Source organism: Duganella sp. BJB476, assembly GCF_003416895.1.
Classification (GTDB): domain Bacteria; phylum Pseudomonadota; class Gammaproteobacteria; order Burkholderiales; family Burkholderiaceae_D; genus Rugamonas.
In genome coordinates this window covers 331,226-345,529 of record NZ_QVIO01000002.1, presented here as the reverse complement: position 1 = coordinate 345,529, position 14,304 = coordinate 331,226, and the positions used below count along the sequence as shown (strand labels likewise).

Here is a 14,304-nt window from a genome sequence, read left to right as displayed (position 1 = left end):
CCTCGGTGACGGGAAACAGTACCTTTTAACCACAGAGCTCGCGCTGCAGGTTGGCGTGGCCTCTGTGGTTTTCCATTGTAACAACAGAGTAAATATAAACATGACTTCAGTTCCACTTACCAAGTACGGCGCAGAACTCCTGAAAGAAGAGTTGCACCAGTTGAAGACCAAAGAACGCCGTATCGTGATCGACGCGATTGCTGAAGCGCGTTCGCATGGCGATCTGTCGGAAAACGCCGAGTACGATGCCGCCAAGGAGCGCCAGGCGTTCGTCGAAGGCCGCATCGCGGAACTGGAAGGTAAGCTGAGCGCAGCGCAAATCATCGACCCGACCACGCTGGATGCCGATGGCCGCGTGGTGTTCGCGTCGACCGTGGACCTGGAAGACCTGGATTCTGGCTCGAAAGTGACCTACCAGATCGTCGGCCTGGATGAAGCGGACCTGAAACTGAGCAAAGTATCGGTGACCTCGCCGATCGCCCGCGCGCTGATCGGCAAGTCGGCCGGCGACGTGGTGGAAGTGCAGGCGCCGTCCGGCCCGCGCGAATACGAAATCCTGGAAGTGCGATACATCTGATGCTGCTCGCGCGTACACGTTTGCTGGTCGCGACGCTGTGGGCGGGCAGTCTGTGGGCAGTCGGCTATCTGGCCGCGCCGACGCTGTTCGCCACGCTGAGCGACCGGGTGCTGGCCGGCACCATCGCCGCCAGTCTGTTCAAGAACCAGGCCTGGCTGTCGATTGCCTGCGCGCTGGTGATGCTGGCGCTGCTGTGGGTCAGCAAGGGCGCGGAGACGGGCGGTATCTTCGCCGGTTCGGCGGCCAATTCGGCCGCCAAGACGCGCCGCATGCTGCTGCTGATCGTCTCGACGATGCTGGCGTGCACGCTGGTGTCGCACTTCGGCCTGCAACCGATGATGGCCGCGTTGCGTGCCGCGGCGGGGCCGGGCGGTGTGATGGAAGGCGCCGCGAAGAATGAATTCGGCATGTTGCACGGCATTTCCAGCAGCATCTACCTGGTGCAGAGCTTGCTGGCCGCGTGGCTGGTGGTGAAACAATAATACAGTATCAACAGTTTCGTCCTTTCCCAGGCGGGAAAGGACGATGCACCAGGCTTATTTCGAGCCCAGTGCGCTCTTCTTGGTCGACTTCTGCTGTGGCTTGGCGCGTTTGATATTGCCGCCTTGCGTCACGCGTTCATTCCCCTTGAGCAGTACCTTGGTCACAGACGGACGTTTGGTGCCGCTTGGGCTAGGCTTGACGATGGTGACTTCGCGCAGGCCTTTGCCGGAGGTCGAACGGGCTTTTTCCGTTTCTACCTTCGGACGGTACAGCACCAGCAGCTTGCCGATGTGTTGTACCGGCGACGCGTCGAGCTGTTCGCAGATGGTGTCGTACATGGCGGCACGGGCTTCACGGTCGTCGCCGAACACGCGGACCTTGATCAGGCCGTGGGAGTCCAGGCCCAGCGCAATTTCCTTGAGGACGTTGGCTGTCAGGCCTGCCTCGCCGATCATGACGATAGGCTTGAGGCCATGCGCTTCGGCGCGCAGAGCGCTGCGCTCAACAGGTGTAAGTTTTTGCATAATATATTTTTAGTGGTTCCCTTAAAGGCAGTATTCTACGCGAATGAAGAAGAAGAAATTAAACAAAAACTGGTTACACGACCACATTAACGACCCTTATGTGAAATTAGCGCAAAAAGAGGGCTACCGCGCCCGCGCCGCTTTCAAGCTCAAGGAGATCGATGAGGACGAGAACCTGATCAAGCCCGGCCAGGTCATCGTCGACCTCGGCTGCACTCCCGGCAGCTGGGGGCAATACGTGCGCCGCAAGCTGTCCGGCAAGGAGGGCGGGGGCATCAACGGCACGCTGATCGGCCTCGATCTGCTGCCGATGGAGCCGATCGCCGACTTCCACTTCATCCAGGGGGATTTCCGCGAACCGGACGTGCTGCAGTTGTTGGAAGATCATGTCAAAGGTCAAAAGATTGACGTAGTGTTATCGGATATGGCACCCAACCTGTCCGGCATCGCCTCGGCCGACGCCGCGCGCATGGAGCATCTGATCGATTTGGCAATTGAATTCTCCCAGGCCCATTTAAAACCGACCGGCTCGCTGCTGGTGAAATGTTTTAAAGACATGGGTTTTAACGATATCGTGCTCAAATTCCGCCGCGAATTCAAAACCGTGGTGCAGAAAAAGCCGAAAGCCAGCCGCGACAAGTCTTCCGAGATTTTCCTGCTGGGGCGCGGCCTGAAAAACCCGACCGACGGCATGATGTCGGCCCAGCCGCTAGAAACTGACGATTTCCCTCTCGAGCGCCCTTGATATTTGGCGCTTGGGCCGCACATCGACACGGTGAAGATCAGTTTTGACTTGATCGCACCGGTATTTTGGTCAAATAATGTGTTTTACGGCTGGAATTTTGGCCGCACGCGCAGGCGGGCTTCTGGCACCGCCTGCTTATTGCGAGTAAAATCGGGTTTCTAGCTATCGGTTAAAAGATGCGCCCTGCATCCAAGGAGTTTTCGTGAATAACATGTTTTCCAAATCAGCCATCTGGGTAGTCGTGGTACTGCTGCTGCTGATGCTGTACAAGCAGTTTGACAGCCACGGCGTGACCGCTGGCGCCAAACCCATCGCTTATTCCGATTTGCTGGATGAGGTCAAGGCCAAGCGTATCAAGGATGTGGTGATCGAAGGCGTCAACATCACGGCCACCCGTAGCGACGACACCAAGGTGCGCGCCACCGCCACCGGCCTCGATCGCGGCCTGGTCGGCGACCTGCGCGACAACGGCGTGCACTTCGACGTGCGTCCGCCTGAGGAACAGTCGTTCCTGCAACAAATCTTCGTTTCCTGGTTCCCGATGCTGTTGCTGATCGGCGTGTGGATTTTCTTCATGCGTCAGATGCAGGGCGGCGGCAAGGGCGGCGCATTCTCCTTCGGCAAGTCGAAGGCGCGCATGATGGACGAAACCAATAACACCGTCACCTTCGCCGACGTCGCCGGTTGCGACGAAGCGAAGGAAGAAGTCAATGAAATCGTCGACTTCCTGAAAGACCCGAGCAAATTCCAGAAACTGGGCGGCCGCATTCCACGCGGCGTGCTGATGGTCGGTCCTCCGGGCACGGGTAAAACCCTGCTGGCGCGCGCCATCGCCGGCGAAGCCAAGGTGCCGTTCTTCTCGATCTCCGGTTCGGACTTCGTTGAAATGTTCGTCGGCGTGGGTGCATCCCGCGTGCGTGACATGTTCGAGAATGCCAAGAAACACTCGCCTTGCATCATCTTCATCGACGAGATCGACGCGGTCGGCCGTCATCGCGGCGCCGGCATGGGCGGCGGTAACGACGAACGCGAACAGACGCTGAACCAGCTGCTGGTGGAAATGGACGGCTTCGAAGCTTCGTCCGGCGTGATCGTGGTGGCTGCCACCAACCGCGCCGACGTGCTGGACAAGGCGCTGCTGCGTCCGGGCCGTTTCGACCGTCAAGTCTCGGTCGGCCTGCCGGACATCCGCGGCCGCGAACAGATCCTGAACGTGCACATGCGCAAAGTGCCTATCGGTACCGACGTCAAGGCCGACATCCTGGCCCGTGGCACGCCTGGCTTCTCGGGCGCCGACCTGGCCAACCTGGTCAACGAGGCAGCGCTGTTCGCCGCGCGCCGCAGCAAGCGCCTGGTCGACATGATCGACTTCGAAGATGCCAAGGACAAGATCTTCATGGGCCCGGAACGCAAGTCGATGGTCATCCGCGAGGAAGAGCGCCGCAACACCGCGTATCACGAGTCCGGCCACGCCGTGGTCGCCAAGCTGCTGCCGAAGGCCGATCCGGTCCACAAAGTGACCATCATGCCGCGTGGCTGGGCCCTGGGCCTGACCTGGCAGCTGCCTGAGCACGATAATATTTCGGGCTACAAGGACAAGATGCTGGAAGAAATTTCCATCCTGTTCGGCGGCCGTATCGCGGAAGAGATCTTCGTCGGCCAGATGTCGACCGGCGCCTCGAACGACTTCTCGCGCGCCACCAAGCTGGCCCGCTCGATGGTGACCCGCTTCGGCATGTCCGACGCGATGGGTGTGATGGTCTACGAAGACAGCCAGAACGATGGCTTCTTCGGCGGCGCATCGAAGACGATTTCCGAAGCGACCCAGCAAATGGTCGATGCCGAGATCCGCAGCATCCTCGACACGCAATACAAGCTGGCGCGCAAGCTGCTGGAAGAGAACCGCGACAAGGTCGAAGTGATGACCAAAGCGCTGATGGAATGGGAAACCATTGATGCCGACCAGATCAACGACATCATGGCCGGCCTGGAGCCACGCGCACCGAAAGCCGGCGTGACCATCCGCAAGCATCCGCCTAGCGACGGCGGCTCGGGCGTATCGCCTAGCGTGACCGCTCCAGCCTGATACGTGGCTGAGTAGCAAGACAGAGGGGTGGGGAGCGATCCTCGCCCTTTTTTTATTTTTCTTCCGGTTATCCATGCGATCTACATTACAGTTCGGCCGTTTCAACTATCCGTGGCGGGGCGACCGCGTCCGCGCCCGCGTGATGGGCATCCTCAACGTCACCCCCGATTCGTTTTCCGACGGCGGCCAGCACCAGTCGCTGGAGTTCGCCATTTCCCATGCCGAGCAGATGATCCTGGACGGCGTCGACATCATCGACGTCGGCGGCGAGTCCAGCCGCCCCGGCGCGCCGCCGCTGCCGCTGGAGCAGGAGTTGCAGCGCGTGATGCCGGTGCTGTACGCGCTGCGCGACCTCGGCCCGGCCATCTCGGTCGATACCTACAAGCCAGAGGTGATGCGCGAAGCCATCATCGCTGGGGTCGACATGATCAACGATATCAACGGCTTCCGCGCGCCCGGCGCCATCGCTGCGGTGCACGACAGCGACTGCGGCTTGTGTATCATGCACATGCAAAGCGATCCCCAGCACATGCAGCTGGCGCCCAGCTACAGCGACGTGGTGGCTGAAGTCACCGGTTTCCTGCGCGAGCGCATCGAGGCGCTGACGGCGGCCGGCATTGATCCGCGTCGACTTTGCATCGATCCGGGTTTTGGATTTGGCAAGACTGTGGAGCATAATTACGCCTTGTTGAAAGCCACCGGACAGCTGATCGCCGAACTGGACATGCCGCTGCTGGCCGGCCTGTCGCGCAAATCGATGGTGGGCGCCGTGACCGGCAAGCCGGTCGAGCAACGCATGGCCGGCAGCGTCGGCGGCGCCCTGGCGGCGGTGGCGCAGGGCGCGCTGATCGTGCGCGTGCACGATGTGGCGGAAACGGTGGATGCGCTAAAAGTATGGCAGTCAGGAACTAACCTACAACGATAAAGAGAACACACAATGTCACGTAAATATTTTGGAACCGATGGCATCCGCGGCCTAGTGGGCGTATCGCCGATCACGCCGGACTTCGTCATGCGTCTCGGCTATGCTGCCGGCAAGGTCCTGGCCGGCGCTCGCAGCGGTGCGGTGCGTCCGACTGTCCTGATCGGCAAGGACACCCGTATTTCCGGCTACATGCTGGAAGCTGCGCTGGAGGCGGGCTTTTCGGCCGCCGGCGTCGACGTCATGCTGGCCGGCCCGATGCCGACCCCGGCCATCGCCTACCTGACGCGCGCGCTGCGCCTGTCGGCCGGCGTGGTGATTTCGGCCTCGCACAACCCGTTCCAGGACAACGGCATCAAATTCTTCTCCGACCAGGGCACCAAGCTGCCGGATGCGGTGGAGCTGGAGATCGAAGCCGCGCTGGAGGTGCCGATGGACTGCGTGGCGTCGGAAAAACTGGGCCGCGCCAAGCGCCTGGACGATGCCCACGGCCGCTACATCGAATTCTGCAAGAGCACCTTCCCGAACGAGCTGGACCTGCGCGGCCTGAAGCTGGTGGTCGATTGCGCCCATGGCGCCGCCTACAACATCGCCCCGCACGTGTTCCACGAGCTGGGCGCTGAAGTGATCGCCATCGGCAACAAGCCGGACGGCTTCAACATCAACCTGGGCCACGGCGCCACCGCCCCGGAAGCGATGGCCGCCGCCGTGCGCGCCCACGGCGCCGACCTCGGCATCGCGCTGGACGGCGACGCCGACCGCCTGATCATGTGCGACGCCAACGGCCGCCTGTACAACGGCGACGAGCTGCTGTACCTGATGGTGATGGATCGCCTGGCGACCGGCCCGGTGGCCGGCGCGGTCGGCACCTTGATGACCAATATGGCGGTCGAAGTGGCGTTGAAAGAGAAGGGCATCGGCTTCGCGCGCGCCAAGGTCGGCGACCGCTACGTGCTGGAAGTGATGAAGGACAAGGGCTGGCTGCTGGGCGGCGAGGGCTCCGGCCACCTGCTGTGCCTGGACAAGCACACCACCGGCGACGGCATCATCTCGGCGCTGCAAGTGCTGTCGGCGCTGAAGCGCGCCGGCAAATCGCTGGAGCAGTGCGCCGGCGAGCTGGTGATCTTCCCGCAGACGCTGGTCAACGTGCGCGTCTCGCCAGGCTTCGACTGGACCAAGAACGCCGCCATGGTCGCGGAAAAGGAACTGGTCGAGCGCGAGCTGGGCGACAGCGGCCGTGTGCTGATCCGCGCCTCCGGCACGGAACCTTTGATACGCGTGATGGTCGAAGCTCGTAACGCCAGCGATGCGCAGTCGATGGCGCGCCGCATTGCGGACAAAGTGGAAGCTCAGTTGGCTGCGTAAAATTTCAGCAGTGTAATAATTCGCAGGGTGCTCATTGACGTAGCGGGAGCCAGGCGTTAGAATACTGTCTTCGGAGTGTGGCGCAGCCCGGTAGCGCACCTGGTTTGGGACCAGGGGGTCCAAGGTTCGAATCCTTGTACTCCGACCAAGAACTTTTAAAACGGGTTGTCGAAAGACAGCCCGTTTTTCATTTCCGCAGCATATTCTTGCCGCGAGCATATCTGCCCATAGCTCAGTTGGATAGAGCATCAGCCTTCTAAGCTGAGGGTCGCAGGTTCGATTCCTGCTGGGCAGGCCAAACATCCTTTCTTTAAGTAACTTCCGCATGGCCGTGTGCTGGTTTGCGTGCAGTGCCTGCTCCTGTTTTCTCCAGCTGAAATATTTTCAATAAAAAGCGCCGCTCATCGACCGGATCGCTCGTCAGCCTCCCCGCCAAGCCGCCGTGCTTGAACAAAATTCATTTTCATAGACTCATTTCAACGAACATTGCGGATGCGTAATGTTATTCCCAAGACAATTGTATTTCAACATGATACATTGAGTTACTTTACGTTACGTTGCGATATGAATTTGAATATTTCCTCAACGTGATGGTTGTCGTCCTTTTAACTTATTAACGATTCAAATGGAAAACATCTCAATTAAGCAAAATTTGCTTAGCGAATTTTGGGCCAGCGCGAAGTTGCGGCTCGTACATAGATTTTTTCCACTCATCAAGAATCTTCGCGGCCATATCAAGTTGCGCAGCCTTTTGTCGGGGGCGCGCTTGGTCGCACTGTCAAGCGTGCATCCCGAACTAAAGTACAAATATTTGCGCAGCAACTATTTGTTTTCTTCGCTGTCCATCCGGGATGCACTGGCTATCGTCCACCATCACTACCGCGTGTTTGCCAGCGTTGTCCCTGTCAATTTCTTTCCGCGCTTGTTTGACGAGAAGCCGCTGCTATGGGAATTTCAGAAGGATGGGACGAAGTTCAGCATTCGGATGACATTTCCACACGATTTAAACCGTCCGAAGCGCATGCTGGACCATGAAGGCGACCTTGCCCTGATGTTTGAAGTGGACGGGGTGCCAATCTACATACTGTGCATGACCCTGGTGCCGAACCAGATAGCAAAAAAATACTTTGATGTTAAAGATGCCAAGGATGTAATTTTTATTGGGCGTGTGCAAGGCGTACCCGACCAGTTCGACAAGGTGAGGGCGGCCACCAAACTTTTGCATGACATTACTCCCGCGCGCTTGCTGATCAGTGCTACGGAATCCATCGCCAAACCATTTTCAATTGAGACCATAGTAGGCGTTTGCAACAGCGAGCAATTGTCGAAGAGAAAGGACTTCGATGAATCGGAATGTCTTTTCGATTACGACGCGTTCTGGACAAATATCGGCGCACACGCGACCCCGTCAGGCCTGTTTTCATACCAACTGGGCGTTTCTGAAAAACCGATCGAGGAAATCCAGCAGAAACATCGTTCCCGAACGCTGGCCAAGAGGAGGTTTCGGGCCGAAGTGGTGGACACTTTGGGACGTAATTTTCTTCGGGAAATTTCATACCCTGCGGTTTCGCTTAAAGATCCCGCATTATTGGTACACTTCGGTATTCGAAAATCCTGAAAGAAGAAAATGACATCCGGCACGCTGCCCAACAATGCCACCACCGAGGAAGCCTGCTCTTGGCTAAGTGAAAAGACCGGCACGCCATGGAATCTGGCGCGCTTGCTGGAAGCAGGGGCGACACCGCATGTCTGGCTGGATTATTCGGAAGCCCATGCCGGATTATTTGCCGAGGGAATAACCCGGTACCCGGCGCCGATATTCTATATCGAAGATACCAAACGATTGGCCGAAGGCAGCGCCGACGTGTTAATTCGTATGACGCGCGACTCGGACCGGATTTCCTTCAAACTGAAGCCGCCGGGTATTACCATGCCTTTGGAGGCGCTGCGTTTCTTTCAAAGGGATATAGCCGAGTTACTCGAGAATATATTGCATCCGAAAGAGGAAGTGGTGGTGGCGCCACCGAGGGAGGTTCTCAAAGGACTGACCAGGGAAGAAACCCTCCGTACCTTTGGCGGCATGGCCAAGTTGGATTGGGAGAAGTCGCTGGCTAGCGGTATCGGTATATTCGGCGACGATGGCGCCAGGGTCAGAAAGAATTCACGGGCCGGAAAAAATACCCACCTTTGGAATCCCGTCACGCTGGCCCTGGGATTGAATGATGTATATCGCGTGCCCATGTCGCACTTGAAAAAAGCGTTCGCCACGCAAGCTGACCTGCGCCCCTGGAAAGCCGCATGGCTGGAGTCCCTGGCCCTGCTGGGAGAGTAGAATTATGCCAACAATTAGCTTGTTCGCGCCGCTTTCTGGCGCGTAGCACCGGGAGCTTTGAATGGTCATCGATAGCCTGAACTTCACACCATGGTCCGCCTTGCTGGGCGGCGTACTCATCGGCGCGGCGGCGGCGCTGCTGATTTTGTTGAATGGCCGGATAGCCGGCATTAGCGGAATTATTGGCGGCCTGTTGCGGCCGGTGCAGGGCGATATTCTGTGGCGTATTACGTTTGTCGGTGGCTTGATATTGGCGCCTTTGGTCTATGGCGCGTTTTACGCTTGGCCCCACGCGCAAATCGATGCGGATTATGGCGTATTGATCGCCGCCGGTTTGCTGGTCGGCGTGGGCACGCGTTACGGATCCGGTTGCACCAGCGGACATGGCGTATGTGGAATATCCCGGCTTTCCCCGCGCTCAATTGCGGCGACCGCCATCTTTATGGCGGCTGGTTTTGTCAGCGTTTATTTAATACGGCATGTATTATGATTATCTCTTTTCTATGCGGATTGCTATTCGGTTTGGGACTCATTGTTTCCGGGATGGCCAATCCGGCTAAGGTGCTGGGTTTTCTGGATCTGGCGGGAAAATGGGATCCATCGCTGATATTCGTTATGTGCGGCGCGATAGCGGTGGGATTTTTTGCCTTTTCTTATATCGGTCGCCGTAAAGCCACATTGTTGGGTGCTGACATAAAACTGCCGGCTGCTACCAAAATCGACCGCCGTCTGGTATTCGGTTCGATATTATTTGGTGCAGGCTGGGGAATCGCAGGTTTTTGCCCTGGACCGGCGCTGGTGGGGCTGGGCATGGGCTTGCCGAAGGCGATAATTTTCGTTCTGGCGATGCTGGCCGGGATGGGAATATTCGAGTTCGTCGAGCGCCGGCGCGGTGGATAAGTTGCGGCTGCGAAAAAAATGCGCAATCGATTATTTTGCTTTTGAAACAGTAGCTTAGCGTTGCCCGGTCCGGCTTGTTAACAAGCTTATCCACAGAATTTGTTAACAACCCGGACGTTCAAGGGTTTAGAAACGGTAACGGGCCGTTAATTGCGCCGAGCGCGGCGCGCCGGGCAGGCTCAGGTTTTTGCTGCTGCCGTGACCGGCCACGATGTAGGCCTTATCCAGCAGATTCATCACGTTCAGCGTCAGATCGATGTTGCGGTAGCGATAGTAGGCCATGGCGTCCGCCGTCACGAAGCTTGGCAGGGTGACGGTGTTGCCCGGATTGGCAAAACGGTCGCCGACATAGTTCAGGCCGCCGCCGACGCCAAAGTGGCCCGCCAGCGCCTTGCTGACCCACAGATTGATGCTATGTTTAGGCGTCAGCGTGGGGTGCTTGCCCTGTACCGGTTGGCCATCGTCCTTGGCAATCGACGTCAGCATCGACGCGTCCAGGTAGGAATAGCCCGACCAAGCCTGCCAGCCATCGCCCAGATCGCCGCTGAACGTCAGTTCCAGGCCGTTGCTACGCTGTGTGCCCAATGGAATCAGCCTGTTGGTGACAGGGTCGCTCGATTTCATATTGGTGCGCGTCAATTGGAACAGCGACACCCCGGCCGAGGCGCGGCCGCCGAACAGGTCGTACTTGGCGCCGACTTCCTTGTTCTTGGTGACTTCCGGCGCGATATCGGCGTTATTGACCGCCAGGGCGAAGCCTTCGCCGGATGGTTGGAAAGACCGGCTGAACGAAGCGTAGTACGACTGCGCCGGGTCAGGCTGGTACACCAGGCCGGCGCGTGGGCTCCAGTTGCGGTCGGTGCGGGCCACGCTGGCGACGCCAACGCGACGCTCGACGGTTTCCTGTTCAAATTTGTCGTAGCGGATGCCGGCCAGGGCCTTCCATTGTGGCGACATCGTCACCAGGTCCTGGACGTAGGCGCTGGCGACCTTGAAAATGCCCAGATTGTTCGCCGTAGGCGCACCGCCGGCCGTAAATGGCACAACAGGGTTGATCGGGTTGAACAATGACACGGTAGCCACGTTGGCCTGCGAACGCACCAACTGGTCCTTGTTCTGTCTGCCGAATTCCACGCCATACAGCACCTGGTGCTGCATGCCGGCCAGTTCCGCATGTTGCGTCAGCTCGGTCTGGTTGGTGTAGCCGTTTTCATCGCGCGCCACGTTGCCGCGCGTTAGCGAGGCGGTTTTCGCCACCTCATTGACGGAGCCGATCAGCGTATTGTTGCGGTCCAGCGTGTAGTTGTAGTGGCGGAAGGCATTGCGGATCGAGAACGCCTGGTTGAAGCGGTGATCCAGCGTAAAGCCGAAGGCGTGCACGCGCGATTCGCTATAGTCGAAATCCCTGGCGTTGGCGGCGCCGTAGTAGGTACTCGGCGGTACGTCGACCGTGCGCCCCTGGTAGGACGGGATGCCGAAGTCGGTCAGGCGTTTGTCGTGCAGGTATTCCGCTTGCAGCAGCAACAGGGTGTCCGCGCCGAGCTTGAATTGCAGCGACGGCGCCACGGCCTCGCGCTTGAGGAATTGCTGGTTGCGGTAGCTGTCGGCGTCTTCCATCGCGCCGGTGACGCGGAAAGCGACACCATGCTCGGACAGATTGCGCGCCAGGTCGAATTCGCCGCGTTTCTGTCCCCAGCTGCCGGCTTGCAGGCTCACTTCGCTGCGCTCCATGCCAGGTTTTTTGGTGATGCGGTTGATCATGCCGCCGGACGAGCCGCGGCCATACAACACCGAAGCGGGGCCCTTGATCACCTCGACTTGCTCGACATTCGACAGGTCGCGGAAATACAGCGCATCGTCGCGCATCCCGTCGACAAACTGGTCGCTGATGGCGCTAAAGCCACGTATCGTCACCTGGTCGCGCTGGCCGTCGCCGGTCGACATGCCGATGCCGGGCACGGCTTTCAGCGCATCCTGCAGCGATCGCGCTCCCTGGTCGCGCAGCAATGCCTGCGGCACGACGTTGACGGTTTGCGGAATATCGCGCAGCGGCGCCTCGATCTTGGTGGCGCTGGTGGAAGTGGTAGGGCGGTAGCCGGCATCGGCTTCGCCGGTGACGGTGACCACGGCCATCGTCTGCTCCGGCGCCGCGCCGGTTTGCGCCAACGCGGCGTTGGTGAGGGTGAGGCTGGCCAGCATTAAGGCCAGCGGTTTCTTGTTCAGTGCCATGGGGTCCTTGAAGTAGTGTGCGGCTGGCTACTTCGTCGGACGAGAGTTTTGCTGGCTAGATGAGAATCGTTATCAACTGAATTATGCCCCCAAAGCAATGATCAGCGCAAGCCGGGCAACACCAGCACCTCGATGCCGGAATACATTGCCGGCGCGTGGTACACGCGTTGCGTCGCCTTCTGGAAGTCCTCCGGCTTGGCCTTCGGAATATCCACGAAGGTCTGCGGATTCAAGTCCACCAGCGGGAACCAGGAGCTCTGGATCTGCACCATGATGCGGTGGCCGCGCCGGAAGGTGTGGTTGACGTCGCTCATGGCGTAGTTGACCGCTTCCACCTTGCCCGGCGTGAACGGCTCCGGTTTTTCGAAGCTGTTGCGGAACTTGCCGCGCAGCGGATCGCCGCGCACCAGTTGCTGATAGCCGGCCATCGTCAACGTCGGTTTCGGCACGTCCGGACCGCGCTCGTCGTCCTCGCCCGCGCCTGGGTAGGCGGTCGGATAGACGTCGATCAGCTTGACCACCCAGTCGGCATCGGTGCCGGTGGTGGAAACGAACAGCTTGGGCTTGACCGGGCCGGCCAGCGTGACGTCCTCTTCCAATACTTCGCTGCGGTAGGTCAGCACGTCCGGCCGGCTCGAGGCGAAACGCTGGTCGCCGACCATGTATTCCTTCGGTGCACCCAGCGCAGGATAGGCCGTGAAGGGCACCGGCTTGCGCGGATCGGCCACATATTCGTCGTAGGCCTCGCCCGCGGCCGGCTGCTTCCAGTTCAGCGTGCCGTTCGGCCCGAGGAACAGCGTGCGCGGCTGGGCCTGCTTGGGTGGCCAGGCGGCATAATTACGCCACACATTGCTGCCCGTCTCGAACGCATAGACCTCCGACACGTTCTTGTTGGCTACGCCTTTCAGGTGCTGTTCGAAGAACGGATACAGGATGTTGTTGCGGAATTGCTCGCCAGTCTTGGCATCGAACTTGATGTAGCCGAGGTTTTTGCCGTCGGCGCGGCCCCAGGCGCCGTGCGACCACGGGCCCATCACCAGGCCGTTGTAGATGCCGGGATTGTTGCGTTTGATGCTGCTGTAGGTGGTCAGCGGGCCTTGCAGGTCTTCGGCGTCGTACCAGCCGCCCACGGTCAGCACGGCGGCCTTGATGTTCTTCAGGTGCGGCGCGATGTTGCGGGTTTTCCAGAATTCGTCGTAGCTTGAGTGTTCGATGGTCGGCAACAGCAGGGCGCGCTGCTTCGGCGTCATCGTGCCGGTGATGTTGGACAGCGTCAGGTGCGACAGGAAGAACTCGTAGCCGTCGGCGGTACCGTAGTCGAAATGATCCCAGGTCTTCGGCAGCGGGGTCGGGTTTTCCGCTTCCACGAAGGCCGAGTAGAAATCGAAATTGGCCGCCAGCATGAAGGCGCCGCCGTGATAGGAATCGTCGTTCATGTACAGGTCGGTCACCGGCGCCTGGGGTGACGCCGCCTTGATCGCCGGATGCGAATCGATGATGCTGGCCGAGGTGTAGAAGCCCGGGTAGGAGGTGCCCAGGATGCCGACCTTGCCGTTGTTGTTGGCGACGTTTTTCAGCAGCCACTCGACGGTGTCGTGCATGTCCTCGCTCTCGTTGCCCTGGCCTTTGGCGCGGTTGGGATTGACGTGCGGCGTCATCTCGATCCACTTGCCCTCGGACATGTAGCGGCCGCGCACGTCCTGCTTGACGAAGATGTAGCCGCTGTCCTCGAAGTCCTGCGAAGGGCCTATGTGTTCAGGGTAGTAGTCCACGCCGTAGTGTAGCTCGCCGCCCGACTGCACGCCTGCGCTGTACGGCGTGCGCTGAACCAGGAAGGGATAGCTCTTGCCGGTATCCTTGGGCACGTAGACGGCGGTGAACAGGCGCACGCCATCGCGCATCGGGATGCGGAATTCGTACTTGGTGTAGTGTTCGCGCAGGCTGTATTTCGGCGCGGCGCTCGCATCGGCGGCGCCGGCATGGCAGGAAAGGCCGCCCAGTATCAGGGCGAGGGCAAGGGCAGTAAGACGCGGTTTCATGAATTCCTTGTGTATGAGAAGTCAAACCCGCCCAGTGTAATGCCAGTGGATAACTTTGGCTGCGACAATTTTGCGCAGCGAAAGTTTTCCCTTTCTAAACAG

The 14,304-nt window shown here is 59.3% G+C and carries 13 protein-coding genes and 2 tRNA genes; 12 read left to right on the top strand and 3 right to left on the bottom strand.

From position 1 onward, the window contains the following. Nucleotides 1-100 precede the first annotated feature (100 nt). Both greA and D0T21_RS11050 read left to right on the top strand, forming a co-directional pair. Nucleotides 101-577, top strand: a complete 477-nt coding sequence (gene greA / locus D0T21_RS11055) for a transcription elongation factor GreA (RefSeq protein ID WP_026335301.1) — start codon at nucleotides 101-103, stop codon at nucleotides 575-577. Then, entirely contained in the window at nucleotides 577-1,059 is a 483-nt protein-coding gene (locus D0T21_RS11050) for a DUF4149 domain-containing protein (protein ID WP_116989793.1), read from the top strand. The genes greA and D0T21_RS11050 overlap by 1 nt, the downstream gene beginning before the upstream one ends. A gap of 54 nt (nucleotides 1,060-1,113) precedes the next feature. Here D0T21_RS11050 and D0T21_RS11045 read toward each other — a convergent pair whose 3' ends face one another. Further along, entirely contained in the window at nucleotides 1,114-1,584 is a 471-nt protein-coding gene (locus D0T21_RS11045) for a YhbY family RNA-binding protein (RefSeq protein ID WP_116989794.1), read from the bottom strand. A 43-nt stretch (nucleotides 1,585-1,627) separates the two neighbouring features. Here D0T21_RS11045 and D0T21_RS11040 point away from each other — a divergent pair, with 43 nt between their 5' ends. From D0T21_RS11040 to D0T21_RS10995, 10 genes are all read left to right on the top strand, one after another. Beyond that, on the top strand, nucleotides 1,628-2,329 hold the full coding sequence (locus tag D0T21_RS11040) for an RlmE family RNA methyltransferase (protein ID WP_116989795.1): 702 nt from the start codon (nucleotides 1,628-1,630) through the stop codon (nucleotides 2,327-2,329). Nucleotides 2,330-2,531: 202 nt separating this feature from the next. Beyond that, complete coding sequence (gene ftsH, locus D0T21_RS11035; RefSeq protein WP_199538451.1) at nucleotides 2,532-4,415, top strand: ATP-dependent zinc metalloprotease FtsH; 1,884 nt, start codon at nucleotides 2,532-2,534, stop codon at nucleotides 4,413-4,415. Between the two features lie 73 nt (nucleotides 4,416-4,488). Then, on the top strand, nucleotides 4,489-5,340 hold the full coding sequence (gene folP, locus D0T21_RS11030; protein ID WP_116989797.1) for a dihydropteroate synthase: 852 nt from the start codon (nucleotides 4,489-4,491) through the stop codon (nucleotides 5,338-5,340). A 12-nt stretch (nucleotides 5,341-5,352) separates the two neighbouring features. Then, complete coding sequence (gene glmM / locus D0T21_RS11025; RefSeq protein ID WP_116989798.1) at nucleotides 5,353-6,702, top strand: phosphoglucosamine mutase; 1,350 nt, start codon at nucleotides 5,353-5,355, stop codon at nucleotides 6,700-6,702. A gap of 71 nt (nucleotides 6,703-6,773) precedes the next feature. Next, nucleotides 6,774-6,850, top strand: a tRNA-Pro gene (locus D0T21_RS11020). Nucleotides 6,851-6,923: 73 nt separating this feature from the next. Beyond that, nucleotides 6,924-7,000: transfer RNA gene (locus D0T21_RS11015), tRNA-Arg, on the top strand. Nucleotides 7,001-7,327: 327 nt separating this feature from the next. Then, a complete protein-coding gene (locus D0T21_RS11010) occupies nucleotides 7,328-8,320 on the top strand; it encodes a DUF535 family protein (RefSeq protein WP_116989799.1) in 993 nt (330 codons plus the stop codon). Nucleotides 8,321-8,329: 9 nt separating this feature from the next. Continuing rightward, nucleotides 8,330-9,034 (top strand): hypothetical protein, encoded by a 705-nt coding sequence (locus D0T21_RS11005; protein WP_116989800.1) that lies wholly within the window; start codon nucleotides 8,330-8,332, stop codon nucleotides 9,032-9,034. A 61-nt stretch (nucleotides 9,035-9,095) separates the two neighbouring features. Then, complete coding sequence (locus tag D0T21_RS11000) at nucleotides 9,096-9,524, top strand: YeeE/YedE family protein (RefSeq protein WP_116989801.1); 429 nt, start codon at nucleotides 9,096-9,098, stop codon at nucleotides 9,522-9,524. Next, complete coding sequence (locus D0T21_RS10995) at nucleotides 9,521-9,934, top strand: DUF6691 family protein (RefSeq protein ID WP_116989802.1); 414 nt, start codon at nucleotides 9,521-9,523, stop codon at nucleotides 9,932-9,934. Before D0T21_RS11000 ends, D0T21_RS10995 begins: the two co-directional genes overlap by 4 nt. Nucleotides 9,935-10,060: 126 nt before the next feature. On the opposite strand, the gene D0T21_RS10990 is transcribed toward D0T21_RS10995, so the two are convergent. Continuing rightward, nucleotides 10,061-12,163: a TonB-dependent siderophore receptor gene (locus D0T21_RS10990; protein ID WP_116989803.1), complete on the bottom strand. Its 2,103-nt coding sequence runs from the start codon at nucleotides 12,161-12,163 to the stop codon at nucleotides 10,061-10,063. Between the two features lie 101 nt (nucleotides 12,164-12,264). After that, a complete protein-coding gene (locus D0T21_RS10985) occupies nucleotides 12,265-14,202 on the bottom strand; it encodes a CocE/NonD family hydrolase (RefSeq protein WP_116989804.1) in 1,938 nt (645 codons plus the stop codon). Nucleotides 14,203-14,304 lie beyond the last annotated feature (102 nt).

Excerpts from the sequence above, each read along its gene's own strand:
- greA (WP_026335301.1), top strand. The coding sequence starts at position 101 with ATGACTTCAGTTCCACTTACCAAGTACGGCGCAGAACTCCTGAAAGAA.
- D0T21_RS11050 (WP_116989793.1), top strand. The coding sequence starts at position 577 with ATGCTGCTCGCGCGTACACGTTTGCTGGTCGCGACGCTGTGGGCGGGC.
- D0T21_RS11045 (WP_116989794.1), bottom strand. The coding sequence starts at position 1,584 with ATGCAAAAACTTACACCTGTTGAGCGCAGCGCTCTGCGCGCCGAAGCG.
- D0T21_RS11040 (WP_116989795.1), top strand. The coding sequence starts at position 1,628 with ATGAAGAAGAAGAAATTAAACAAAAACTGGTTACACGACCACATTAAC.
- folP (WP_116989797.1), top strand. The coding sequence starts at position 4,489 with ATGCGATCTACATTACAGTTCGGCCGTTTCAACTATCCGTGGCGGGGC.
- glmM (WP_116989798.1), top strand. The coding sequence starts at position 5,353 with ATGTCACGTAAATATTTTGGAACCGATGGCATCCGCGGCCTAGTGGGC.
- D0T21_RS11010 (WP_116989799.1), top strand. The coding sequence starts at position 7,328 with ATGGAAAACATCTCAATTAAGCAAAATTTGCTTAGCGAATTTTGGGCC.
- D0T21_RS11005 (WP_116989800.1), top strand. The coding sequence starts at position 8,330 with ATGACATCCGGCACGCTGCCCAACAATGCCACCACCGAGGAAGCCTGC.
- D0T21_RS11000 (WP_116989801.1), top strand. The coding sequence starts at position 9,096 with ATGGTCATCGATAGCCTGAACTTCACACCATGGTCCGCCTTGCTGGGC.
- D0T21_RS10995 (WP_116989802.1), top strand. The coding sequence starts at position 9,521 with ATGATTATCTCTTTTCTATGCGGATTGCTATTCGGTTTGGGACTCATT.
- D0T21_RS10990 (WP_116989803.1), bottom strand. The coding sequence starts at position 12,163 with ATGGCACTGAACAAGAAACCGCTGGCCTTAATGCTGGCCAGCCTCACC.
- D0T21_RS10985 (WP_116989804.1), bottom strand. The coding sequence starts at position 14,202 with ATGAAACCGCGTCTTACTGCCCTTGCCCTCGCCCTGATACTGGGCGGC.